Origin of the sequence: Paenibacillus sp. FJAT-26967 (assembly GCF_001541095.1) — a bacterium.
Classification (GTDB): Bacteria; Bacillota; Bacilli; order Paenibacillales; family NBRC-103111; genus Paenibacillus_F.
The window spans coordinates 1-24,770 of the sequence record NZ_LMXH01000008.1 but is presented as its reverse complement, the minus strand read 5'-3'; the positions used below and the strand labels follow the sequence as shown (position 1 = coordinate 24,770).

The following is a 24,770-nucleotide window of genomic DNA, read 5'->3' as shown; positions in this document are numbered from 1 at the left end:
TGACGACAGACGGCACTTCCGCTGCAGCTATGGCAATCGCAATTTCATTGTGTAGGAACATTAGAAACTGGCTTAACATTCAGCTTTGCAGAATTCAATAGTTGTTCAGCTGTTCGCAATGCGACGGACAAGGGACTCCTTTTGTACAGACAGCTAGACCCTCTACTATACAGGAAACACAAGAAAAAAGCCTCCCGGCTCATAAAAAAGCGGAGAAGCTTATATTATATCAAATTTATGACAGGATTAGGAGGTCTCTAGTCAAACTAAAAATAGAATCGATATAACGGAGCAAAAGTCCTGGTAAAATACCAAGCGCCAGACTGATTCCTGCACAGAACCAGATCACAATACCAAGGGGAGCGGTGATTCGAATCGGCCTGTCTTCCGAGTCAACGCGCATGAACATCTGACGGATTAATCCGAAGTAATAGTAAAAGGATAGAACAGCCGTTATGATCATCACACCGCCAAGCCAGTACATATGCGCCTGCATGGTTCCGATGAGAAGATACAATTTACCGAAAAAGCCGGCGGATACCGGTATTCCCGTAAGGGAAAGAATGAGCAGAATTGTAGCGACCGCCGTAAACGGCGCACGGTAGTATAAGCCTGAAAAGCCTTTAAGATCAGTATCCCCCATGGATTTCTCAATTACTATCAGGACAGCGAATAGCCCGATATTCATCAGCAGATAAGCGATTAAATAGAACAGGAACTTAGAGAAATTATCCACTTGCACCAAGTTGATATGAACCGCGAGCGGTACGAGCAGATAACCGGCATTCGCCACACCGGAATAAGCCAACAATCGTTTGACATTCCTCTGGCGCAGAGCAGCGGTATTCCCCACAATCATGGCGGCGGCAGCTACGACTGATAACGCCAGGAACACATCTTCTGTCAGCTGGTCCTCCGGAAATTGACCAAGGGCAAACAGCGCGTAAAACACGCGGAACAAAATCGCAAAAGCAGCCCCTTTGGACACAACCGCCAAAAACGCGGTGATCGGTGTAGGAGCACCCTGATAAACATCAGGCGCCCACGAATGAAAAGGAGCAGCCGCTATCTTAAAGCCGAAGCCCGCCAGCAGCAGGAACACCGCCACATAAAGCAGAGGTTTGTAATCCGAATAGCCCGATATGATCGCTTGCTGGATGACTGCAAGGTTCGTCGAACCCGACATTCCATACAGGAAGGACATACCGTATAGAATGATGGCCGACGAGATGCCGCCTAGTACAACATACTTAAATGCGGCTTCATTAGATTTTGTATCCTTTTTCTTCATGGCAACCATGACGTAAGAGGTAATACTGAGCAGCTCCAAACCGACGAACAATGTGATTAAGTCAGAGGATGAGGCCATAATCATGGCTCCAAGCACAGCCGGCAGCAGGAAATAATAATATTCTCCTATGTGCGGGATGTCTTTCTCTTCTACACTGCCCAGACTCATGAGCGTTATAAGGGCAGTGCCTCCCAGAAATACAAGCTTAAGCAAGTTACCAAAATCATCAATACGGTAGCTGCCGTTCAGCAGGCTTACAGCCTGTGCAGGATTCATCTGCATGCTGACAAATCCGATAGAGACGGCTATACCCGCCAAAGACAGCCACCCGATCAGTTTGCGGTCGATCTTCTTCGGCAGCAGCAGGTCAATCACGGTAAGTAGTACCGCAGTGACCACAAGCGTGATCTCCGGTAGCAAGTGCGTCAAGTCCTGCAAATGCAGTCTAATCGGTCCCACGGTCTACCCCCCCACCTTCCCGGCTATACTGTGAATCATACGATCGAACCCGTTTACGGTCTGCTGCAGAGGTTCACTGAGTACAGCCGGATACACACCGAGCAGCAAAATAAAAGCAACAAGCGTAATCATCGGCACAGCCTCGATCCATTTGGCGTCAGGTAAACCGAGGTGCTTATCCCGAATAGGTCCATACGTAATTTTCATAATCCCCCTCAGCACATAAGCAGCTGTCAGTATGATGCCAACCGCCCCAATAACGGCGAGTGTGCGCGCTGATCCAAACAAGCCGAGGAAAGCAAGCAATTCACTGACAAACCCTGATAATCCGGGCAGCCCCAGTGAAGCCAGACCCCCAATCAGCAGCACAGCGCTAAGGAATGGCATGGATTTAGCTAGACCGCCGAGCTTATCCAGTTCCGTCGTTGAAGTCCGCTCGTATATACTGCCGACAAGCAGGAACATGAGTGCTGAGATCAAGCCGTGTGAGATCATCTGGAAAACCGCTCCCTGCATGCCGATCGGATTGAAAGCAGCCAGGCCGAGCAGCACAATCCCCATATGGCTGATGCTGGAGTATGCCAGCACGAGCCGGAACTCTTTTTGCATAAAAGCCAGTATCGCTCCATAAAGAATGTTGATTACACCAAGCAGGGCAAGGATCCAAGCCCACTGCAAAGCCTCTGCCGGGAACAGCAGCACACCGAAACGGATCAGACCGTACGCACCCATTTTGAGCAGAATACCTGAATGAATCATCACGACAGAAGGCGGTGCCTCTGTATGAACTTTGAGCATCCAAGTATGGAACGGGAAGATGGGCAGTTTGATTCCAAATGCAGCAAGCAGCAGCAAGAATAGTGTTGTTTTCATCGCGTCGCTAAGATAAAAGGGATTCTGATTCTGCGGATCCCCCGATGCCTGATTCACCAGCGATTCCGAATCCTGCAGCAGATTGCGCGTTATATTCTGAATATCTCCGCTGTATGAAACCGTCAGACTATTGTCAGCGATTTCTTGGGAAATACCCGCAGTGGAAATCAAAATAGCAAAGACAATCAGCATGATTGCGGAACCTAACCCATTATAGATCAGGAAACGGTTCGCGGCTTTTTCGCGGTCTATATTGCCCCAGATTCCAATCAGGAAAAACATCGGAACGAGGGTGATTTCGAAGAATAAGAAGAATAAGACGAGATCCTGAGAGGTAAAGACCCCGAGTACACCTACCTCAAGCAGCAGAAGCCAGATGAAGTATGCCTTCCATCTTTTCTTGATGTAGATAGACGCAAGCGCAGCCATGGTAAAAATAAGGGCGGACAAAAATACGAGCGGCATCGACAAGCCGTCTACGGATAGGTGATACGGAATGGTCCAGTAAAAATTCGTAAGACCCTCCACACCTTCCTTATTAAGCGGAATCGTGATCCAGTCGAATTGCTGCTTGAACTGCATCCCCGAATTTTGAGTGACATATGCCGCATATAACCAGACGCTCAGAAGAAGCGGGAGCACCGTCGCCGCGATTCCGACTTTTTGCAGGATTACCTTCCGGTCTTTCGGTAGGAAAAGAAGAACAATAATCCCAATAAGCGGAGAAAATACAATCAGACTAAGCAGATTATCCGACATCAATGAACCTCCTTCCTGCCACTGCAAGTATCAGAATCAGGAGGCCCAGCAGCGTTATAAGACCATAGGTCTGTACCTGGCCATTCTGCATCCGCGTACTGGTTTGACCAAATCCGAATGCGGCAGCCGTTACGAGTCGTACCGTTCCGCCAACGATATATGTATCAATGGTCTTCAGTACCGCTCCGATTCCGTAGAACGGAATGATAATGAAGTAACGGTAGATCTCATCAACATAATACTTACGCTCAAGAAGGGTATACAGCATCGGTAATTTAGCTTGCAAAGGATCCTTCGCGATAGCGTTCTTCGCATAAAGAATATAGCCGACCATTATACCCAGAATTCCCGCAAACGAGGATAGGAGCATCACGAACAGGTGTATTTTGTGCTGTTGATCGACCCCGCTCAGCCAGCTTCCGAACCCTTCGTTCCAAGGCGTATACAAGAAACCCGCGAGTGCAGCAGGAACAGCCAGGACTAGCAGAGGTACTGTCATCGTAGAGGGAGATTCGTGAGCGGACTGTCCGGCCTCCGTCTCCGCCTTTCTCCAGAAGACCAGAAAGAACAGGCGTGCCATGTACAGGGCCGTGAAAAATGCGGTAACAATGCCGATCCAGAATAGCAGCTGATTGTTATCGTAGGCTGCGGAGAGAATCGCATCTTTGGACCAAAACCCCGAGAATGGCGGGATGCCCGAAAGAGCCAGAGCACCGACAGCGAATGTCCATGCCGTAATCTTCATTCGTTTACCGAGGCCGCCCATCTCATGGATATTCTGTGTATGTATGGCATGAATTACGCTTCCCGCTCCAAGGAAGAGTAACGCCTTAAAGAATGCATGCGTCAGCAAATGAAAAATCCCGGCTGTGTAAGTATCGCTGACTCCAAGCGCCATCATCATATAGCCAAGCTGGCTAATTGTGGAATAAGCTAAAATCCGCTTGATGTCGCTCTGGGCTATGGCAATAGTCGCGGCAAAAATAGCGGTAAATCCGCCTACGTAGGCGACGATCTGCATAGCGGTATCCGATGCCAGGAAGATATCAAAGTTGCGTGCGACGAGGTACACACCGGCTGCTACCATTGTAGCCGCATGGATAAGGGCACTGATCGGTGTAGGCCCTTCCATCGCATCAGGCAGCCAAGTATGAAGCGGGAATTGGCCTGATTTGCCGATAGCTCCGATGAAGAACAACACGGCGATCCAGGTCGTTGTCTCCGCCGGAATCCCTCCGGATGCAAAGGCCGCTTGAATCGAGGCGAAATCGAGTGCATGACCCGGCATGCTCCAGAACAGCAGCAGAATACCAATGAAGAGGCCCAGATCCCCGATCCGCGTCACGAGAAACGCTTTCTTGGCGGCTGCCTTAGCCTCTGGCTTACTGTACCAGAAACCGACGAGCAGGAAGGAGCAGACCCCGACCAACTCCCAGAACAGGTAAAATTGCACCATATTAACAGATAGCACAAGGCCCAACATAGCGAATGAAAAGAGCGCGATATAACTGAAGAATACGTGAATTCGTTCATCTGTTTTCATATACCCGAGGGAGTATATATGGACGAGCAGACTGACTAACGTAACAATCAGCAGCATGACGGCATTCAGGTTGCTCACTTCGAAGCCCATGCTCAGTGTGAAATCTCCGACCTGAAGCCACTTGAAACCATCCCGGATATAATTCTGCGCACCACTGTCAAGCCTTTCGATACAAACCAGCAGTGCCATAATAAAGGATGCAAGTATAGCAGCAATTCCTGCGTAGGGGCCGGCTGTGCGGGCTTTGCTTCCGGCTGCCGCCAGTAGTACAAAGGCAAGCAGGGGAAATACAGGGATGAGCCAGGCATATTGTGAAAATACGGATACCATATTTCTTCCCTTCCTCCTTCAAGTCAGTGACGTTAAACCACTATTCGGATACTTGAACCGATTCACGAACCGAGCCGGGTCTAATGTTTCATCGAATTCATGTCCTCAACGTCACCTGTCCCACGGTTACGATAGAGTGCTATCAGAATAGCAACGCCGACAGCAGCTTCAGCTGCGGCTACCGTGATGGTAAACAGGGAAAAAATATGGCCCGTCAGCGCTGGATTTGCGCCCAGTTTCGCGAAGGCAATAAGATTGAGGTTCACGGCATTGAGCATCAGCTCGATGGAGAGAAGCACGATGACGCCGCTTTTTTTGGACAAAGCCCCATACAACCCTATGCAGAAAAGAATGGCCGCCAGCGTCAAGTAAGGAGTAGCAACACCACTCAAGGTTAATCCTCCTCCCTCTTAGCTATGACGATAGCGCCGATGAACGCAACCGTTAGCAGAACGGACATAATTTCAAATGCAATGACATGCTGGCTGTACAGCAGCTTGCCGATTTCAAGCGTATTATCTCCCCCTGCTTCGAAAGTGCCGGATGGAAACGATGTATTCTGAATCGCATAGAAGAGAATAAAGAACAATCCCAAAGACCCTATAGTCAAAAGTACATGATATACCGGTCTTTTCTTCGATGCTTCCTCTCCTTTATGATTCGTCATCATGATTCCAAAGATCATAAGAATAGAAATCGCACCCGCATAAATGAGAATTTGAACAAAGCCGACAAATTCCGCTTCCAAGAGTACGTATAAACCTGCCAGACTTATAAAAGTAAAGGCAACGGACAAGACCATATGAACCACTTTCGTGAAGTTAATCATATAGATTGCTCCGCCAATCGCACCTATCGCGAATAACAGGAACCACCAGTTATGCCCGTCAGACAGGAAACCGCCCAGTCCGCTAAACATCCTTCTTCGCGCCTCCCCTTGGAAAGGCATAATTATTTTCTTTTCTAACCAGAGTATTGTTGTCAGTCAGCCATTTCATATCCTTAAACAGATCGTCACGACTGTATGTACTCAGCTCAAAATGATTCGTCATTACGACGGCTTCCGTCGGACAGACCTCTGTACATAAATCACAGAGAATACAGATTTCAAAGTTAATATCGTAGGTTTCGATCACTTTCCCCTTCTTCTCGGGATCAGGGTTAGCCTTGCCGGTCAAAGAGATACATTCGGTCGGGCAGACCTTCACGCACATATTGCATACGATACATTTATCGGGTTCAAAATGCTGGATTCCACGGAAACGGTCCGGCATGGTCAGAGGAACATCGGGATACGCATAGGTTACTTTCTTCTGAGTCATCGTCTTGAGCGTCACGCCTAGTCCTTGGAGCAATCCTTTCATGAGCTTTCTCCTCCTCCTGTGTCTTTACAATCCGACGCCCTATGCAGTAATGCCCATATAGACCGCGGTAATAAAAATATTGAGCAGTGCTAACGGTAAAAGGACTTTCCAGCCCAATCCCATCAGCTGATCGATACGGATCCTCGGCATTGTCGCCCGGATCCAGAAGAAGAAGAATACGATGATTGAGAACTTAAGCAGAAACCAGACGATACCCGGTATAAAGGCAAGAAAGGCAAGCGGGGCATGCCACCCTCCCAGAAAAAGGACGGTCGTCAAAGATGCAATGGCAAATACATATACATATTCGGCGAGCATGAAGAAAGCAAAACGGAAACCGCTATACTCCACGTGATATCCTGCGACCAGCTCCGATTCAGCCTCAGGAAGATCGAAAGGAGTCCGGTTCAGCTCCGAAACGCCTGCAATCATGAAAACGATAAACCCGACGATTTGAGGGAGGAAGTTCCAGTTCCAGAAATTGTCGCCCTGAGCCTCCACAATCTTATGAAGATTCAGCGTGCCCGTCATCATAATGACCCCGATTACAGAAATGACAAGCGGTACCTCGTAACTGATCATTTGAGCAGCGGAACGCATACCCCCGAGCAGTGCATACTTGTTATTCGAAGCCCAGCCTCCGAGTATCATTCCGATAGTCGATATGCCGGACAGAGCAACATAATACAGGAGGCCCACATTCAGATCGGCATGAATCAGGTTGGCCGTGAACGGAATCGTCGCTACAACGACAAACGCCGGAATGAATGTAATTACGGGAGCCAAAATAAACAATGGCCGGTCTGCCTTACGCGGAATTGTATCCTCCTTAATCAGGAGCTTAAACACGTCTGCAACCGTCTGAAGTAGTCCAAAAGGACCCGTCCGGTTAGGGCCGTAGCGGCCCTGCATCCAGCCGATCACTTTACGTTCAAAATAAATGGCATAGGTGACGAATCCCAGAATAATTAGAAGGAGCACTACACCGTAAGCCACAAATATAAGGGTATGAGTCCATGTCAGCGGTTGTCCGACCAAATCCAGCATCAGCAATCCACCTCCCCAACAACGATATCAATACCACCCAGAATCGTAATTAAGTTGGTCATGGTTTCGCCTACCAGCAGTTTAGGCAGGATTTGCAGATTGACAAAAGAAGGCCGCCGAAATTTTAACCGGTAAGGCTCGGTCTTCCCTTTAGACATAATAAAACACCCGATTTCCCCTCTTGGCGATTCAATCGGTGCATAAATATCGCCTTCGGGCGGCCTAATTACCCGCAATCCTTTCGCCATCGTATCGCCCTCGGGTATTTGATCCAGTACTTGTTCAATAATCCGGAGTGACTGTTCAATCTCCTCCAGCCGGATCAAATAACGGTCGTAGCAGTCTCCATTCTGACCCACGGGTACGTCAAACTCAAAGCGTTCGTAAATGCTGTAAGGCTGGTCTTTCCTCAAATCCCAGCTCACTCCAGTGCACCTGAGATTGGCTCCGCTCAGACCATATGCAATGGCAGTTGCCGCATCGTATTTGCCTACGCCTTTAATACGGGCAAGGAAAATCTCATTACCGCTGACCAGCCGGTCATATTCCTCAAGCTTACTTCTCATATAAGGAATAAATGCGCGGATTTTGTCCAGCCAGCCGTCCGGTGCGTCCCATTTCACTCCACCCACGCGCATATAATTGTAGGTTAGCCTTGCACCACATAGCTCGTTAAAAAAATCAATGATCATCTCTCTGTCACGGAATGCATATAAGAAGGGACTCATAGCTCCAATATCCAGCAGATAAGTCCCCCACCATACGAGGTGGCTGGCAATCCGCTGAAGTTCCATGACAAGTACACGCAAATACTCCGCTCTTTCTGGTATTTGTACGTTCATCATTCGCTCAACAGCGTTCACTAGCACATAATTGTTCGTCATGGCAGACACATAATCCATTCGGTCCGTATATGGAATAATTTGTGTATAGGTTAAGTTCTCCGCTAACTTCTCCGTCCCACGGTGCAGGTAGCCCATAACAGGAATAGCTTCCCGGATAATCTCCCCGTCGAGTTTTACTATAATGCGGAATACCCCGTGCGTACTCGGATGCTGAGGGCCGACGTTTAACAGAAGTTCTTCAGTCCGTAACAAGTGCTACACCTCCGGGTCGTACGCTTCATAATCTTTGCGAAGCGGATGTCCGATCCATTCATCCGGCATCATAATGCGGGTCAAATTCGGATGACCCGGGAACTCAATGCCCAGCAAATCGTAGATTTCGCGTTCATTCCAATCTGCCGTCGGCCATATTGCCGATACAGAGGGTACAGCTGGAGCTGTACGGTCTGTCCGAACTTTAACGCCGTATTCTTTACGCAGAGGAATCGAGAGAAAGTGATACACAACCTCCAGGTTCGACTCTGTATCAAGACCCGTTACATTGCGTAAATACGTACACTGCAGCTCCTTGTGCTGCAGCAAGACCTCAGCAGTCCGCAGCCAGTCCTCGCTGCGGATCACCACAAAGGGGCGGTGACCGTCAATCTCGTTGATGTATGCCTCTTCAACGGCCTGTTCGTTCACCGCTCCCTTAAGAATCTCCACCAGCCGATCCAGCAGCGGCTGGTTAGGGGATGGCTCCTTCGGCGCAGCCGAATCAGCTGCATCCTTAGCGCTGCGGGCTTTCGCACGGTTAGCTCGCGCTTCAGCCGCTGCCTGCGCTTTGCCGACGTCTGCGGAAGCCTCTGCGGTGGATTCCCCCATTTTCGATCTATTTACTTCTTTTTCCTCTAATTCAATTGTATGCACTTCCAAAACTTCAGGTGAGTTTGTCACATCCTGCTGTTTTTGGTTATCTTTATCCTTGTCGCTCAACGATTCGTCACCTGCTTCCCGGTCTTAGCTTCGTAACGGATCTTTTCCTGAAGTTTATTAATTCCGTAGATTAATGCGGCTGGATTCGGTGGACAACCAGGTATGTATATATCGACCGGTACAATTTGATCGACCCCTTTTACAACGGCATACGATTTCACATAGGGCCCTCCGGCAGTGGCACAGGAACCCATCGCAATGACCCATTTCGGTTCGGGCATTTGATCGTATAACCTTTTCAACAAAGGAGCCATCTTCTTAGTAACCGTACCTGCCACAATCATTACATCGGACTGCCGGGGGGAAGTCCTGAAAATGACCCCAAAACGATCAAGGTCGTAATGAGACGCGCCAGTCCCCATCATTTCAATAGCACAACAGGCGAGACCGAAAGTAAGCGGCCACAGTGAATTGCTCCGGGCCCAGGCTTTTACCTGCTCAAGGGTGGTCATAAATACATTGCGGTTAAGCTCATCGCGTTCTTCCGGTGTAATTGATCCTAAATTGAAGTCCATTGCAGCACCTTCTTCTTCCAAGCGTAAAGTAGTCCGACACCAAGAAGCACAATGAAAATACACATTTCAACCAATGCAAATAGCCCAAGTTGATTGTATGCGACTGCCCACGGATACAGAAACACAGTTTCTACATCAAAAATGACAAACATCAACGCATAAAGGTAATACCGGATATTAAACCGGATCTGACCTTCCCCAATTGGCTCGTTGCCGCTCTCATAGGTGGTTGCCTTGTCTTCTGTAGGTTTATTAGGCCTTAGCAATCTGCCGATCGTCAAAGCTGCAATGGGCAGTAAGACGCCGAGTGCAACGAAAATGGCAACGATCAAATATTTCACCGTATACATCCGCTTGAAACCGCCTCCATTTTCATAAGATATTCTAATTGATCTCATAAAATATGGTAATACAACACCTTCCAATTATAGCATACGCTAAAATTTTGTGTCTAATGAAAATGAATTTAATGAAAACGTTTCCTTGGACACAAAAAAACAGAGAACGTTGATGCAACGTCCTCTGTCCTTTATTCTTATCTGTGCTCGTGTACCCCGATCCGGGTCAACGCCCGTTTGAGTGAAAGCTCGGCGCGCTTGAAATCCGCCTCGTCCTTTTTACCGCTCAAACGCTTCTCGGCGCGTTCCTTCGCTGCTTTAGCACGTTCGATGTCAATGTCGCTCGGCAGTTCCGCACTCTCCGCAAGTATAACAACCTTATCCTTACGCACTTCCATGAATCCTCCGTTTAATGCAACAGATTCATTCTTGCCATTCTCAAGCTTGATTGAGGCAGGTGCGATTTTCAAAGGTGTCACAAACGGAATGTGGTTCGGAAGAATCCCCAGTTGGCCGTCAACGCCCTCGACAGTGATCATGCGAACATTCTGGGTATATACGATGCGCTCCGGAGTTACAATTTCCAATAGGAAAGTACTCACGCTCATTCCTCCCCAGAACTTTCGCTAGAAAGTTCGCTTCGTAAGCTTCGCCTCACTTGCAGGGAATTAATTCCCCCGCTAGCTCGGCTTATAATCAGAATTGGCAGACAGAGCCTGCTTGTACTGATTGCTTATACCATCGTTCTTGCTTTTTCAACAGCTTCTTCAATCGAACCCACGTTAACGAAAGCTCCTTCTGGCAAATCATCATGCTTGCCTTCCAGCAACTCTTTAAAGCTGCGTACTGTTTCTTTAACAGGTACGTAAAGTCCAGGCATACCATTGAACGCTTCCGCAACGTGCAGTGGTTGGGACAAGTAACGCTCAACGCGTCTTGCACGGTTAACGGCAATCTTGTCTTCCTCACTAAGCTCATCCATACCCAGAATCGCGATAATGTCCTGAAGTTCTTTGTAACGCTGCAGAAGACGCTTAACGCCTTGCGCTACTTCGTAGTGCTCTTCGCCAACAACCTGAGGAGTCAGGATACGGGAAGAAGATGCAAGCGGATCAACTGCCGGGAAAATACCTTTTGCTGCAATCGAACGCTCCAAGTTAGTTGTTGCGTCCAAGTGAGCAAAAGCAGTTGCCGGAGCCGGATCCGTATAGTCATCCGCCGGTACGTAAATCGCTTGAATCGAAGTTACGGAACCTTTGGTTGTGGATGTAATACGCTCTTGCAGTTGACCCATTTCAGTTGCCAGCGTTGGCTGGTAACCTACTGCGGACGGCATACGTCCGAGAAGGGCCGAAACCTCAGAACCTGCTTGTGTGAAACGGAAGATGTTATCGACGAACAGAAGTACGTCGCGGCCTTCCTCATCACGGAAGTACTCAGCCATTGTCAGGCCGGACAATGCTACACGCAGACGAGCGCCTGGAGGTTCGTTCATTTGACCGAATACCATCGCTGTTTTTGCAATAACGCCGGAATCACTCATCTCGTGATAAAGGTCGTTACCTTCACGTGTTCTTTCACCTACACCAGCAAAAACGGAAATACCGCCGTGCTCTTGTGCGATGTTATGAATAAGCTCCTGCATGGTTACGGTTTTACCTACACCCGCACCACCGAAGAGACCGATCTTTCCACCCTTCATGTAAGGAGCGAGAAGGTCAATTACTTTGATACCCGTTTCGAGCATTTCAGCTTGAGTCGTCAGATCGACATACTCAGGAGCCTGTCTGTGGATCGGAGATGTCAAAGTACGGTCTGCAGGGCCTTTACCGTCGATTGGATCACCAAGTACGTTATATACACGGCCTAGAGTAGCCGGACCTACTGGTACGGAAATAGCTGCTCCTGTATCAATAGCTTCCATGCCACGCACAAGTCCGTCTGTGGAAGCCATAGCTACACAACGTACTTGATTATCACCGAGATGTACGGCAACTTCAACTGTCACTTCGCTGTCCTGCTGGTCAGCGGTTTGAGCAGTTTTTTGAATTTTAATGGCGTTCAGAATCTCAGGCAGATGTCCGCGGTCGAACTCAATGTCGACAACCGGGCCCAAGACTTGAACAACACGTCCTTTGCTCATTGTATTCCCTCCTGTACTCAAATGCTAAGATCCGTATTCCGCATTAATTCAATGCGTTCGCGCCAGCGACAATTTCCGAGATTTCTTGGGTGATTGCCGCCTGACGTGCACGGTTGTAGGAAAGTGTAAGCTCTGCAATCATCTTCGACGCATTCTTCGTCGCGCTTCCCATTGCGGTCATCCGCGCGCCGAATTCACTCGCTTTGCTTTCCAGCACGGCGCTGAAAATGACCGTTTCCGCATATTTCGGAAGCAGTACTTCCAGAACACCTTCGGCGGAGGGTTCATATTCATAGGAAGAGATGGCATTTCCACCGGATTCAGTCTGCTCAAGAGGCAGTAGCTTCTTCTCAATCGGTGTTTGCGTAAGAGCATTGTGGAACTGATTATAGATTACATACAGCTCGTCATAGCTGCCATCGATGAAATTCTGCACGGCCGAAGAAGCAAGCTGCTTGATATCGGCAAAGGTAGGAGAATCGCTTAACCCCGTCACTTCATCGAAGACAGGAATATTTCTACGCTTGAAGAAATCCTTCCCTTTACGTCCTACAACGAAAACTGCATACTCATCTGTAGATTTATGGCGTGCACGAATTGTAGTGAGCGCTTTACGCAGGACGTTCGCGTTGAATCCTCCAGCGAGTCCACGATCGGAAGTCAGAACCAAATATCCCGTACGTTTAACTTCACGAACCTGGAGCATCGGGTGTTGGATCCCCTTTGAGCCCGCGGCTACGCTGAATGCAACTTCGCGAATCTTATCCGCATAGGGGCGAGAAGCCTCCGCGTTGTTCTGCGCTCTTTTCAGCTTGGAAGCGGCAACCATTTCCATTGCTTTCGTGATTTGCCTGGTGTTTTGTTTACTCTTAATTTGCCGTTTAATTTCGCGTATACCTTTAGCCATACTGTTTCACCCCCTGCAGCTTTATTATGGAATCAACAATTCTCATAATTATTCGGATACCGAGAATCCTTTAAGGAAGGTCTCGATAGCTGCAACCAGCGCCTTTTCCGTGTCGGCGGAAATATCCTTCGTATCACGGATGGATGCTGGAATTTCAGGCTTGTTAGCATCGAGGTAGGAAAGGAACTCTTTCTCGAAGCGGCCGATATCTTTCACCGGCAGTTCATCCAGGAAGCCTTTAGTAGCGGCATAAATGCTAATAACCTGTTTTTCAACCGGCATTGGCTCATTGATACCCTGCTTAAGGATTTCCATTGTACGCTCACCGCGGTTAAGGCGGGAAACGGTTGCTTTATCAAGGTCGGAACCGAACTGCGAGAAAGCAGCCAATTCGCGATATTGTGCAAGGTCAGTCTTGAGGGTACCGGCAACTTTCTTCATTGCCTTTACCTGCGCGGAACTACCTACACGAGATACCGAGATACCTACGTTAATCGCTGGGCGCTGACCGGAATAGAACAAGTCAGACTCCAAGAAGATTTGACCGTCGGTAATCGAAATAACGTTCGTTGGAATGTACGCGGAAACGTCACTCGCTTGAGTTTCAATGAATGGAAGCGCCGTAATGGAACCACCGCCCAATTCGTCGTTCAGCTTTGCAGCACGCTCGAGCAAACGGGAGTGAAGGTAGAAAACGTCACCCGGATATGCTTCCCGACCTGGTGGACGGCGGAGCAAAAGGGACAACTCACGGTAAGCAGCGGCTTGCTTGGACAGATCATCATAAACGATCAGGACATGCTCGCCTTTGTACATAAAGTACTCACCCATTGCACAGCCTGCATAAGGAGCCAGGAAGAGCAGTGGAGCCGGTTCAGAAGCACTTGCCGTTACAACGATTGTGTAATCAAGTGCGCCGTTACGGCGAAGAGTTTCTACTACGTTAGCAACGGTAGATTGTTTTTGACCAATTGCAACGTAGATACATTTTACTCCGTTGCCTTTTTGGTTAATAATCGTATCCATTGCAATCGCGGTTTTACCCGTTTGACGGTCACCAATGATCAACTCACGTTGACCGCGGCCGATTGGTACAAGCGCATCGATTGCCTTGATACCCGTCTGCATTGGCTCGTGTACGGATTTACGGGCCATAACGCCCGGTGCCGGGGATTCGATCGGACGGAAGCTTGCAGCTTCAATCGGTCCTCTTCCATCCACCGGTTGGCCTAGTGCGTTAACAACGCGGCCTAGCAGCGCTTCGCCTACAGGAACCTGCATGATGCGTCCTGTACGTTTCACTTGGTCGCCTTCACGGATATCCGAGTAAGGTCCCAGGATGATAATACCTACATTGTTCTCTTCCAGGTTCTGCGCCATTCCGACAACGCCATTGGCGAACTCGAGAAGCTCACCGGCCATGACGTTATCCAAACCGTGAACACGTGCGATACCGTCACCAATACTGATAACCGTACCAACTTCCACGACCTGCAGATCTGCTGTATAATTTTCGATTTGCTGCTTAATCAGCGTACTGATTTCATCAGGTCTGATACTCAACGAACCTCACCCCTATCTACATTGCTTGAGCTTGTTTCAGTGATTTTTCCAAACGTTCGAGTTTGCCTGCCAAACTACCGTCGTAGAGACGGTCACCGATCCGAACGGTAATGCCGCCAAGAAGGCTCGGGTCGATTACCGTCTGTACACGAATTTGCTTGCCAGTCATCCGGCTAAACTGTTCTGCAATTTCCTTAACCTGTGCTTCCGTCAGCGGCAGCGCGGTATATACCGTCGCGTCAGCTTGGCCAAGCGACTCGTTGGAAATCTGAACAAAGTCGGAAAGTACAATAGGAAGCAGAGATTGACGTCTTCTATCAATCAGAAGATTAATTATATTCAGAACGAGCGGCGACAGCCGACCCGCAAAGATGCTTGACATGAGCTGGCGTTTCGCAGGTACGTCGATGTTCGGATGATCCAGTACTTTGCGGAGCTCCGCATGATTCTGAACTGTCTGAACAACTTCGTTCAATTCGGTTTCGACTTGAGCGACCGCACTCTGCTCTTTCGCCGCCTCAAAAAGTGCTCTCGCATATCTTTTCGCTACAACGATGTCACTCATTTTTGTCCCCCTACCTCATTAAGGTAATGGTTCACCAATTCTTCCTGCGACTTTTCGTCCACTTGCTTTTCAATAATTTTGGAAGCGATCATAACGGACATAGCGCTAACTTGACCGCGCAGAGCCGCAACCGCTTTGTTTTTCTCGCTATCGATTTCACGGATTGCTTCTTCTTTCACACGATCCGCTTCGGATTTTGCTTTATCAACGATCTCTTCCGCTTGCTTGGAGCTCGTTTGTTTAGCTTGCTCGATCATTTGATATGCTTCTTTACGAGCATCCTGGATAACCTGCTTCTGCTCTGCGAGCATCTGCTCAGCTTGAGCACGGTTAGCGTCCGCCGAGTTCATTTGCTCAGCTATCAGCTTTCTGCGCTCTTCCATCGTAGCCATTAATGGCCCAAATGCATACTTGCTTAGCAGCCAATATAAAATCCCGAAGGCGACAAGCGCGAATACAAAAGATTCCCAATTCCAAGCCATTCGAGTCACTCCTTTCCGTATCTGTGTGCTGGCGATCCTACAATCCTAATTCACAACGAAGGCGCGGATGGCTCAGGCCTTCCCCGCCCAACCGAGTCAATATGAATTAGCTGAAGAAAATCAGGAAGCCAAGTACGACACCGATAATCGGAACAACCTCGACGATACCAACACCGATAAACATAGTTGTTTGAAGCGTGCCACGAAGTTCTGGTTGACGAGCGATACCTTCTACTGTTTTGCTTACGATCAGACCGTTACCGATACCCGCGCCAAGTGCGCCCAAACCAATTGCTAATGCTGCTGCTAGGAATTCCATGAAAAATTTCCTCCTCAGAAAATGGGTTTTTTAACCTTATTGTGTGTATTATGATCCCGCGCCTAGCGCTAAATTAACCGAACTTCAACCTGCAAAGACTTGCATGCCGATCGTTAGTGTTCTTCATGAACACTGGCTTGGGAAATGTAAACCATGGTAAGAATTGTGAACAAGAATGCCTGAATGGCGCCTACGAAGATACTGAAGCCCTGCCAGATGGCAAGAAGCGGTACCCCAACGACACCTAGCATTAAGATGGTGGAGATCAAAACCTCGCCGGCGAAAATATTCGCGAACAAACGAAGAGCAAGCGTCAAAGGCTTGGAAAGCTCTTTAATAATGTTCAGCGGCAGGAAGAACCAGAACGGTTCAATATAGTGTTTCAGGTAGTGCTTAGTGTTACGTGTCAAGCCAAGGGTGTTAGTCATTACAAACACCATAATGGCAAGCGCTGAAGTTACGGAAAGATCGGCTGTAGGCGATTTCCACCAAGCGATTGAAGCGTGCTTGCCCTGGTCATGCAGTTCATGAATGCGAGCATCCGATAGAACGCTTTGGCCAAATAAACTGAACTCTTCTGTATGATCCGTTACAATACCAAACGGAAGACCTAGCAGGTTGGCAACGAAGATGAACATGATCAGTGTCATACCGAGCGAAACATATGTCTTAGCTTTGCTCAGTGGCATGGTGCTAGCAACCGTATTGTGGACAAACTCAAGTACCCACTCCATAAAGTTCTGCATCTTGGAAGGTTTATCGACCGACAGATTACGTACGGATAGACGGGCGAGAATAAACACAACCAAACATGTAACGGTAATAGCAAAGAAAGTGGAAATATCAATATCTATTCCGTTGTTAAAATGTAGCACGGGAAACTCATGCATTTTTCATTTTCACCCCTTTCCATGCATTACGGTTTGTGTTGTCGTTTTGTAATACCGACTAGCAAAATAAAGAATGGTACCAAAAAGCAACCAATGATGGTTGAGACGATATCGAGGTGTTGTGGAAATTTAAGCGCAAACATAACAGCAAGTAGCACAGTTGCCAGCCGGCTCATAAAACCTAGGCTCGTACGCTGAACGCCTTGCTCTGCAATGGTTCTGCCGATCATATCGACTCTGCGTTGAAGCAGCAGGGCATTGATTCCGCTTGCAACGGCGCCCATAGTCAGCCCTGCAGTAATTGTACGCAAGGGTGGGTATGCAGCCCAAATTAGAATACTTGCAGCCAATACAAAAAGCGTTATGCGTAATGCGGTTTTAAGCAGGTCATTCATCGGATTCCTCCAAAAACTTCTTGAGCAACATGACAACGGATACGATTCCGACGAAGAGACCGATCATCAAACCGCCCGCGATCCAAGCCTTAGAACCGCCGAAACGGTTCACCAGATAGGTAGCGATAGCATAACCGGCAATCATACAGAAGGCGATATCAATCCCGATGGCCCCTACCATTCCGGCAGCTTTCCAAGGATTATCGCGATTTCCTTTGTTATTCATGGCTTTGACCCCTATCAATCCTCATATATTGTATCGGAGCAAAGTCTAGTTTGTCAATTCGAACAAAATCAAAATTTTCGTGAACTCATTCGCAAGAACCCTTATATATCAAGGGTTTCAGACAAATAAAACCAAACAGTACAACTGTATGCTGTGACCTTTGTCATAGCATCGTCACAATGTTAGAAAAAATACATCAGAACGAGTCCGGTCTGTCAGCTTCATATCCAAAATGATGCAGAATTCCCTGTACAATTCTTCGCGAAGCTTGTCCGTCCCCATAAGGGTTGGCAGCTTGTTTCATCCGATCATAGGTCTGTGCATCCGTCAGAAGCGCGCGTGTACGATCGTATACCTTCTGCCCATCCGTACCGACTAACTCCAATGTGCCCGCTTCAACGCCCTCTGGCCGCTCTGTCGTATCGCGTAGTACCAGAGCCGGAACGCCAAAAGTCGGAGCTTCTTCCTGAAGTCCGCCGGAATCAGTCAGAATCATATACGTATGCGGATAGAAATTATGCAGTTCGAATACATCCAGCGGTTCAATCAGTTTGATTCTCGGATGATTTCCAAGAATTTCGTATGCGGGCTCTTTAACAGCCGGGCTTGGATGGACCGGATAAACAATAGCCACATCGTCAAACTCATCGGCAATCCGCTTGACCGCGTTAAAGATTTGGCGGTGAGGCTCACCCTGCGATTCCCTGCGGTGTGCAGTCATTAGGATAAGACGCTTACCTTGCGCCCAATCCAAAACCGGATGTTTGAAGTCCTTCTTAATCGTGTATTGGAATACATCCGTTACCGTATTCCCGGTCACATAAATCGAGCTTTCTGACTTGTTCTCTCTGCGCAAATTGCCCGCCGACCATTCGGTTGGAGCAAAGTGCAGGTCTGCAAGAACCCCGGTCAGCTGACGATTCATTTCCTCCGGATACGGGGACATCTTATTCCATGTACGGAGTCCCGCCTCTACATGACCTACCTTAATCTGCTGTAAGAAGGCAGCATAGCTCGCCAGGAATGTCGTCAGCGTGTCCCCATGCACTAGAATCAAGTCCGGCTTTGCTTCGCTAAAAACAGGCTCCAGTCCTTGGAGGACACGGATCGTTACCTCATTTAGAGTCTGGCGATCCTTCATTACGTTAAGGTCAAAATCGGGCTGGATTCTAAAAATCTCCAGAACCTGATCCAGAATTTGACGGTGCTGTGCCGTTACGGCTACAAGTGATTCAATAGATTCGGGATGCTTTTGAAGTTCGAGAATAAGCGGAGCCATCTTAATGGCTTCCGGTCTTGTACCGAAAATCGTAATGACTTTCAACTTTTTCATTGGACTAAAGTCCTCCTACCTCTTATTTCGTGCCAAATAACCGGTCACCTGCGTCTCCAAGGCCGGGAATAATGTACCCGTGGTCATCCAAATAATCATCAATTGCCGCAACATAGATATCGATATCCGGGTGTGCTTTCTGAACAGCTTCAATGCCTTCTGGAGCAGCGATCAGACACATCAGCTTAATCTGGTGGCAATCTCTGTTCTTCAAGGCAGTGATCGCCGCATTAGCGGAACCGCCTGTAGCCAGCATCGGATCAACGACTATCAGCTCGCGCTCCTGTACATCGGTAGGCAGCTTAGCATAGTATTCCACCGGCTGAAGTGTTTCCGGATCCCTGTACAGTCCGATGTGTCCCACTTTAGCGGCAGGAATCAAGTTCAGAATCCCGTCTACCATACCCAGTCCTGCACGCAGAATCGGAATAATACCCAGCATGCGGCCAGAAATAATGCGGCAATCAGCAGTTGCCACTGGCGTCTTAACCTGAATATTCTCTAGTTGAATGTCACGTGTAATTTCATAAGCCATCAAAGTTGCAACTTCGTCAACCAGCTCGCGGAAATCCTTGGTTTTCGTATTTACGTCTCTAATGTATGTAAGTTTGTGCTGAATCAAAGGGTGATCGCAAATGAACACCTTACTCATAGTATTTCCTCCCGAATTTCGATCTCGCTGACTTTCCCATAAACCCTGTTTATTATATCATATGTCTCTTTAGATATCCTCCCCAAAAAGCACTGTGATCTATTACAAGAACTTACATATTTAAAATTACATAGCAATTTTATTTCCTAAAAAAAGGAACCCTATAGGGTTCCTCAAGTAACTTTATATTAGTTTCTATTTAAATAAAAGCAACTAACTGTATTCATTTATATTCCACACGAATATTGTTATTAATACTCGAGACCTTTGTAGAGCGGATATTGGGAAGTCACGTCTTTAACCAGGCCGCGAACCTGCTCATGAACAGCAGTGTCAGATGGATTTTTGAGCGTAAGCGCGATAATTTTCGCGATCTTCTTCATTGCATCGCTGCCCATACCGCGGGAAGTCGCTGCAGGTGTACCAATGCGGACACCACTTGTTACAAACGGACTGGTCGGGTCGAAAGGAATAGCATTCTTGTTCACCGTAACTCCGACTTCATCGAGCAGATGTTCAGCATCTTTACCTGTGATGTTCAGGTTACGAAGGTCGATCAGAATAAGGTGGTTGTCTGTTCCGCCGGAAACGAGATCGATGCCTTCTGCCGCTAAGCCTTCTGCAAGAGTTTTCGCGTTGTCAATTACGTTTTGACCGTATGTTTTAAAATCCGCTTGAAGAGCTTCGCCCAGAGCTACCGCTTTTGCTGCGATAATGTGCATTAGGGGTCCGCCCTGGGAGCCTGGAAACACAGCTTTATCGATAGCAGCTGCCCATGCTTTACGGCACAAGATCATACCGCCGCGAGGTCCACGGAGTGTTTTGTGCGTTGTAGTCGTAACGAAATGTGCATGAGGCACCGGATTCGGGTGAAGACCTGCTGCAACAAGGCCCGCGATATGAGCCATATCGACCATGAACAGGGCACCGACTTCATCAGCGATCTGAGCCAGTTTCTCGAAGTCGATTACGCGCGGATATGCGCTTGCACCCGCAACGATCATCCGAGGTCTATGTTTGAAAGCCGCTTTGCGCACGTCTTCATAATCAATGCGGGAATCTTTCTCGCTTACACCGTAAGCAACGAAATTATAAAGAATACCGGATGCGTTAACCGGGCTGCCGTGAGTCAAGTGACCGCCGTGTGCAAGGTTCATACCCAGAACGGTATCACCAGGCTTCAAAGCTGCGAGGTAAACAGCCATGTTTGCTTGTGCACCAGAGTGAGGTTGTACGTTGGCATGCTCAGCACCGAAAAGTTCTTTTGCACGGTCACGAGCGATATCTTCCACGATATCTACGTATTCACATCCGCCGTAGTAACGTTTGTTTGGATAGCCTTCCGCATATTTGTTCGTCAAGACAGTTCCCATCGCTTCAAGAACAGCCTCGCTGACAAAGTTCTCAGATGCAATCAGTTCGATTTTGTCACGTTGACGCCCAAGCTCCAAGTTCATCGCTTCTACAATTTTAGGGTCCTGTTTACGTAAGAATTCTACCATTTCCAAAATACCTCCCATGGATTAAGATCTCAGTATTCATTACAATTTCTTATTGCTCAATCAGGTCATTCACTCTTAGCCTCATTACTCACAGGCATCGCTATCTTTGGCAGCATAGGAGTAGCTCTTAGAGGATGATTCTGCTTTACCCGAGTCATTTCCCTCTGAATATAATTCGTAAACTGCGCGAGGCCCGCCGATTAGTTTGGGGCGTGTGTAAGCCATCGTCACATGGGCTTCGCCAACCCGGGGCACAGGCGGCCGTACCGGTACAGCGACCCGGCGGAGATGCATACCGATGAGCGTATCGCCGATGTCAATTCCGGCATGCGCCGCGATTTCCTCCACAACGCAGGGACGCGCCATGTGCTGATAGGCGTGAGCCGCCATTGAGCCGCCGGCTTTAGGAACCGGGACGACCCTCACTTCTTCGAGGGACGGCAGTTTCTCCAGCAGCGCCTCTTCTATGACGAGAGCGCGGTTTAAGTGCTCGCAGCATTGGAATGCGAGCCACAGGCCATGCTCGGCGGCCACGCGGGCTGCTGCCGCATAGATCCGCTCGGCAGCTTCCGGAGTACCGGAAGTGCCGATTCTTTGCCCACGCACTTCGCTCGTCGAAGTGCCGATAACCACGATCTGGCCCGAACGTAAACCGCCTGCTTCAATTAATGCGCGGAAATTCGTCTCAACAGCCGGGCCGATTCCATCCAACATCTTTTGTTGTTCTGAGCTCATACGATCTCACCGCTTCCTTTAAGGATGAATCGTATATTTCTCTTCAAGAAGTTTTACCTTGCTTAAACGGTTCTCATGACGTTCACCGTTTGAAAACTCAGTTTCCAGCCAAATCTTAACGATTTCCTGAGCAACCCCCGGTCCGACTACACGTTCGCCCATCGCTAACACATTCGTATCATTATGCTCGCGTGTCGCTTTCGCCGAGAACATGTCATGTACAAGCGCGCAGCGGATGCCTGGGAACTTGTTGGCTGCGATCGTCATGCCGATTCCCGTCCCACAAATCAATATGCCCTTGTCTGCCTTACCAGCCAGTACAAGATCACACACAGGCACAGCGTAATCCGGGTAATCCACAGATTGATCGCAGTTGCAGCCTACATCCGTGATTTCATGACCCAGTGATTCTAAATAAGGAACGATAACATCTTTAAGCCGGTATCCGGCGTGATCGGCGCCAATTGCTATTTTCATAACGATTCCTCCTCGGATGGAAATAAATATGCGTTTGGCTTTATTATACCCCAAACCGACACGCCGGAGCGAAAATAAGCTAGTATCCGACATTAGCTGCAAGGAAATGGTATGAAAAAAAGAGCATGACACGCGTAAATACGCATGCACTGCTCTTTTGCCCAGGCGACCGGCCGTATATCCCGATGCTCCATTGTGGTTACACCCACTTGTCGCCAGTTACACCGGGTCTTAAATGATACCTTTATCTTAACGCATCCACGAAGAGCTGTAAAGCCCGAAATCATGAACATTTTATAGGAATTACTCGTTAATGTTCGTATTTATGCTCATTTGAAGCACAGTTTTTAATTAACAGCCCCAAGGGGGAAACGGTGGGTTGCATCTTTGTGTGCACCAATTCACCTATCTGCTATCTATTCTTCTTTAGCTGGCTAATTAGCTTGAGCAGCGCTTCTTCAATCTCTGCAGCCGTTCTGCGATACACAGACAAAGAACCTCCGTAAGGATCCGATATATCATAAACGGGAAGCTGCCTTTCCAATAGAAGGAGTTGACTTTTTTCTTCCTGAGTAATAGGTTCGGATAGAGCCACCTTGACTTGAACTTCTGCGATTAACTGCTCATGCTCTTGTACAGCGGCTAGTACTGACGGGTCGTCCTCTACATATTCTTTAAGCGAAAAAGTCTTACCTGCTGCCTCTGGAAATCGTTGAACCACGCCGCGTTTATGCTCGTTGGTCATCGTTAAGATGAGATCTGCCCACTTTACCTCTTGAATTCCCAATAGTCTGCTGGTTATCGATGCCTCACAGCCTTTTTCCCGTAACACCGAGGATGATTGCTGCGATATTGGACTCCCATCATTGGCGTAAACACCTGCAGAACGAATATGAATCTCCAGATTTTCCTGCCCGGCCAATTGTTTTAGCATACCTTCCGCAAGAGGACTTCGGCATGTATTCCCTGTGCATACAAACAGAATATGTTTCATGATTAACAACCTCCTTTGATATGGACGAGTTATGATTCTTATCTATTTGTAACCCCTTAGATTTATGGTTGATACAAATTATTGTAACGTAAATTTCAAATAACAGGGTGCCTTAGAGAAGAAATTTCAAACCGAACAGGAACAATATCACACCGCCCAGTGCCTCTCCGTATTCCCCGATCCAGCTTCCAACGTGACGCCCGAGTACTAACCCTAGTATAGACATACCTCCACCCAGAAGTCCAAAAAGCAAAACAGTCATGACTATGTCTGTCGCAAAAATTCCAAGTGATACTCCAACCGAGAAGGAATCGACACTTACACTCAGAGCAAAAAGAATCATTCCCCAAAAGGTATTGTGGTTAAATGCTGCACTATCTTCTCCACGCACAGAGCTGTATACCATATGAGAACCGAGTAATATAAGCAGTCCTCCCCCTGCAGCTACAGCAACATGTCCAAGAAGAACACCCAGATAGCTGCCTGCGTACATTCCCAGTAAAGGCATTACGATATGGAATAACCCGATGACGATACTGATTTTTAAAATATGCCGATATCGTATGCCTCTCATCCCTATACCTATTCCCAAAGAAAACGCATCGAACCCGAGTGCTACAGCCATAATCAAAATAGTCAGCATCTGGCCCCACGCAACGGGTGACGCGTTCAGCAACGCCATCATGGAATTTCCCCCTGTCCACATATTCTTTCTCAAGATATGCGGACAAACTTTGAATCATGCTTGAAGATCATTCCATCCTAAGTATTCTCAGGATAAATTGGTAGCCCCTTTACTTTATGCTTTTAAAAAAATAATAAAAAACAAACATTAAATAACGAAACAGACTGTTGCACAGTGAATTCACTATGCAACAGTCTGTTAACTACTTTATTGCTTGGCAACGTCCTACTCTCCCAGGACCCTGCGGTCCAAGTACCATCGGCGCTGGAAGGCTTAACGGTCGTGTTCGGGATGGGTACGCGTGGTTCCCTTCCGCCATCGTCACCAAACAGGATGTTCCGAAGTGTTAGAGACTTCGAAAATCGCAGCATCTCCTTGCGGACATACTACTCATAGCAGGGTTGTACCCTGAAAACTAGCAGCGAAAGATGTATGAGATCCATCCAAAGATCTTGTGGTGCACAGCCATAGGCCATGCTTCCGATGTTGGCCTCTACTCGCGTAAAGACCTGTAGGTCAAGCCCTCGACCGATTAGTATTGGTCAGCTCCACACATTGCTGTG

General features: G+C 48.0%; 28 protein-coding genes, 1 rRNA gene and 1 riboswitch. All 29 genes read right to left on the bottom strand.

Going from position 1 to position 24,770, the window contains the following annotated elements:
• Window positions 1-235 precede the first annotated feature (235 nt).
• A complete protein-coding gene (locus AR333_RS21445; protein ID WP_068777418.1) occupies window positions 236-1,750 on the bottom strand; it encodes an NADH-quinone oxidoreductase subunit N in 1,515 nt (504 codons plus the stop codon).
• Between the two features lie 3 nt (window positions 1,751-1,753).
• Window positions 1,754-3,382 (bottom strand): NuoM family protein, encoded by a 1,629-nt coding sequence (locus AR333_RS21440; RefSeq protein ID WP_068777417.1) that lies wholly within the window; start codon window positions 3,380-3,382, stop codon window positions 1,754-1,756.
• Window positions 3,372-5,255: an NADH-quinone oxidoreductase subunit L gene (gene nuoL, locus AR333_RS21435; RefSeq protein WP_068777416.1), complete on the bottom strand. Its 1,884-nt coding sequence runs from the start codon at window positions 5,253-5,255 to the stop codon at window positions 3,372-3,374. Before nuoL ends, AR333_RS21440 begins: the two co-directional genes overlap by 11 nt.
• Before the next feature lie 80 nt (window positions 5,256-5,335).
• Entirely contained in the window at window positions 5,336-5,647 is a 312-nt protein-coding gene (nuoK, locus tag AR333_RS21430) for an NADH-quinone oxidoreductase subunit NuoK (protein WP_068777415.1), read from the bottom strand.
• A gap of 2 nt (window positions 5,648-5,649) precedes the next feature.
• Window positions 5,650-6,174: an NADH-quinone oxidoreductase subunit J gene (locus tag AR333_RS21425; protein WP_068777414.1), complete on the bottom strand. Its 525-nt coding sequence runs from the start codon at window positions 6,172-6,174 to the stop codon at window positions 5,650-5,652.
• Entirely contained in the window at window positions 6,167-6,619 is a 453-nt protein-coding gene (gene nuoI, locus AR333_RS21420; protein ID WP_068777413.1) for an NADH-quinone oxidoreductase subunit NuoI, read from the bottom strand. Before nuoI ends, AR333_RS21425 begins: the two co-directional genes overlap by 8 nt.
• A gap of 39 nt (window positions 6,620-6,658) precedes the next feature.
• Window positions 6,659-7,666, bottom strand: a complete 1,008-nt coding sequence (gene nuoH / locus AR333_RS21415; RefSeq protein ID WP_068777412.1) for an NADH-quinone oxidoreductase subunit NuoH — start codon at window positions 7,664-7,666, stop codon at window positions 6,659-6,661.
• Entirely contained in the window at window positions 7,666-8,763 is a 1,098-nt protein-coding gene (locus AR333_RS21410; RefSeq protein WP_068777411.1) for an NADH-quinone oxidoreductase subunit D, read from the bottom strand. Before AR333_RS21410 ends, nuoH begins: the two co-directional genes overlap by 1 nt.
• A gap of 3 nt (window positions 8,764-8,766) precedes the next feature.
• Window positions 8,767-9,486, bottom strand: a complete 720-nt coding sequence (locus AR333_RS21405) for an NADH-quinone oxidoreductase subunit C (protein WP_068777410.1) — start codon at window positions 9,484-9,486, stop codon at window positions 8,767-8,769.
• The gene (locus AR333_RS21400) at window positions 9,483-10,001 is read right to left on the bottom strand and encodes an NADH-quinone oxidoreductase subunit B family protein (protein WP_068777409.1); all 519 of its coding nucleotides are present in this window, start codon (window positions 9,999-10,001) and stop codon (window positions 9,483-9,485) included. The genes AR333_RS21405 and AR333_RS21400 overlap by 4 nt, the downstream gene beginning before the upstream one ends.
• Window positions 9,986-10,351: an NADH-quinone oxidoreductase subunit A gene (locus tag AR333_RS21395; RefSeq protein WP_068777408.1), complete on the bottom strand. Its 366-nt coding sequence runs from the start codon at window positions 10,349-10,351 to the stop codon at window positions 9,986-9,988. Before AR333_RS21395 ends, AR333_RS21400 begins: the two co-directional genes overlap by 16 nt.
• A 185-nt stretch (window positions 10,352-10,536) precedes the next feature.
• Window positions 10,537-10,941 (bottom strand): F0F1 ATP synthase subunit epsilon, encoded by a 405-nt coding sequence (locus AR333_RS21390; RefSeq protein WP_068777407.1) that lies wholly within the window; start codon window positions 10,939-10,941, stop codon window positions 10,537-10,539.
• A 131-nt stretch (window positions 10,942-11,072) separates the two neighbouring features.
• On the bottom strand, window positions 11,073-12,482 hold the full coding sequence (gene atpD, locus AR333_RS21385) for a F0F1 ATP synthase subunit beta (RefSeq protein WP_068777406.1): 1,410 nt from the start codon (window positions 12,480-12,482) through the stop codon (window positions 11,073-11,075).
• A gap of 43 nt (window positions 12,483-12,525) precedes the next feature.
• Window positions 12,526-13,389, bottom strand: a complete 864-nt coding sequence (atpG, locus tag AR333_RS21380; protein ID WP_068777405.1) for an ATP synthase F1 subunit gamma — start codon at window positions 13,387-13,389, stop codon at window positions 12,526-12,528.
• Window positions 13,390-13,437: 48 nt separating this feature from the next.
• The gene (gene atpA, locus AR333_RS21375) at window positions 13,438-14,952 is read right to left on the bottom strand and encodes a F0F1 ATP synthase subunit alpha (RefSeq protein ID WP_068777404.1); all 1,515 of its coding nucleotides are present in this window, start codon (window positions 14,950-14,952) and stop codon (window positions 13,438-13,440) included.
• A 16-nt stretch (window positions 14,953-14,968) separates the two neighbouring features.
• Window positions 14,969-15,517 (bottom strand): F0F1 ATP synthase subunit delta, encoded by a 549-nt coding sequence (locus AR333_RS21370; RefSeq protein ID WP_068777403.1) that lies wholly within the window; start codon window positions 15,515-15,517, stop codon window positions 14,969-14,971.
• Window positions 15,514-15,999 (bottom strand): F0F1 ATP synthase subunit B, encoded by a 486-nt coding sequence (gene atpF / locus AR333_RS21365; RefSeq protein WP_068777402.1) that lies wholly within the window; start codon window positions 15,997-15,999, stop codon window positions 15,514-15,516. The genes AR333_RS21370 and atpF overlap by 4 nt, the downstream gene beginning before the upstream one ends.
• Before the next feature lie 106 nt (window positions 16,000-16,105).
• The gene (gene atpE / locus AR333_RS21360; protein WP_068777401.1) at window positions 16,106-16,318 is read right to left on the bottom strand and encodes a F0F1 ATP synthase subunit C; all 213 of its coding nucleotides are present in this window, start codon (window positions 16,316-16,318) and stop codon (window positions 16,106-16,108) included.
• Between the two features lie 113 nt (window positions 16,319-16,431).
• Window positions 16,432-17,208: a F0F1 ATP synthase subunit A gene (gene atpB, locus AR333_RS21355; RefSeq protein ID WP_068777400.1), complete on the bottom strand. Its 777-nt coding sequence runs from the start codon at window positions 17,206-17,208 to the stop codon at window positions 16,432-16,434.
• A gap of 26 nt (window positions 17,209-17,234) precedes the next feature.
• Window positions 17,235-17,603 carry an ATP synthase subunit I gene (locus AR333_RS21350; RefSeq protein WP_068777399.1) on the bottom strand — a complete coding sequence of 123 codons (369 nt, stop codon included), beginning with the start codon at window positions 17,601-17,603 and terminating at the stop codon, window positions 17,235-17,237.
• On the bottom strand, window positions 17,596-17,829 hold the full coding sequence (locus AR333_RS21345) for an AtpZ/AtpI family protein (RefSeq protein ID WP_068777398.1): 234 nt from the start codon (window positions 17,827-17,829) through the stop codon (window positions 17,596-17,598). The genes AR333_RS21350 and AR333_RS21345 overlap by 8 nt, the downstream gene beginning before the upstream one ends.
• A gap of 196 nt (window positions 17,830-18,025) precedes the next feature.
• On the bottom strand, window positions 18,026-19,162 hold the full coding sequence (gene wecB, locus AR333_RS21340) for a non-hydrolyzing UDP-N-acetylglucosamine 2-epimerase (protein WP_068777397.1): 1,137 nt from the start codon (window positions 19,160-19,162) through the stop codon (window positions 18,026-18,028).
• 22 nt (window positions 19,163-19,184) lie between these two features.
• Window positions 19,185-19,814, bottom strand: a complete 630-nt coding sequence (upp, locus tag AR333_RS21335; RefSeq protein ID WP_068777396.1) for a uracil phosphoribosyltransferase — start codon at window positions 19,812-19,814, stop codon at window positions 19,185-19,187.
• Between the two features lie 251 nt (window positions 19,815-20,065).
• The gene (glyA, locus tag AR333_RS21330; protein ID WP_068777395.1) at window positions 20,066-21,316 is read right to left on the bottom strand and encodes a serine hydroxymethyltransferase; all 1,251 of its coding nucleotides are present in this window, start codon (window positions 21,314-21,316) and stop codon (window positions 20,066-20,068) included.
• An 84-nt stretch (window positions 21,317-21,400) separates the two neighbouring features.
• Complete coding sequence (locus AR333_RS21325; RefSeq protein WP_068777394.1) at window positions 21,401-22,051, bottom strand: TIGR01440 family protein; 651 nt, start codon at window positions 22,049-22,051, stop codon at window positions 21,401-21,403.
• A gap of 18 nt (window positions 22,052-22,069) precedes the next feature.
• Complete coding sequence (gene rpiB, locus AR333_RS21320) at window positions 22,070-22,528, bottom strand: ribose 5-phosphate isomerase B (RefSeq protein ID WP_068777393.1); 459 nt, start codon at window positions 22,526-22,528, stop codon at window positions 22,070-22,072.
• Between the two features lie 152 nt (window positions 22,529-22,680).
• Window positions 22,681-22,761: riboswitch (ZMP/ZTP riboswitch) on the bottom strand.
• Between the two features lie 179 nt (window positions 22,762-22,940).
• On the bottom strand, window positions 22,941-23,522 hold the full coding sequence (locus tag AR333_RS21315; protein ID WP_068777392.1) for a low molecular weight protein arginine phosphatase: 582 nt from the start codon (window positions 23,520-23,522) through the stop codon (window positions 22,941-22,943).
• Between the two features lie 112 nt (window positions 23,523-23,634).
• Window positions 23,635-24,207 carry a manganese efflux pump gene (locus AR333_RS21310; protein ID WP_068777391.1) on the bottom strand — a complete coding sequence of 191 codons (573 nt, stop codon included), beginning with the start codon at window positions 24,205-24,207 and terminating at the stop codon, window positions 23,635-23,637.
• Between the two features lie 212 nt (window positions 24,208-24,419).
• A 5S ribosomal RNA gene (rrf, locus tag AR333_RS21305) occupies window positions 24,420-24,536 on the bottom strand.
• Window positions 24,537-24,770 lie beyond the last annotated feature (234 nt).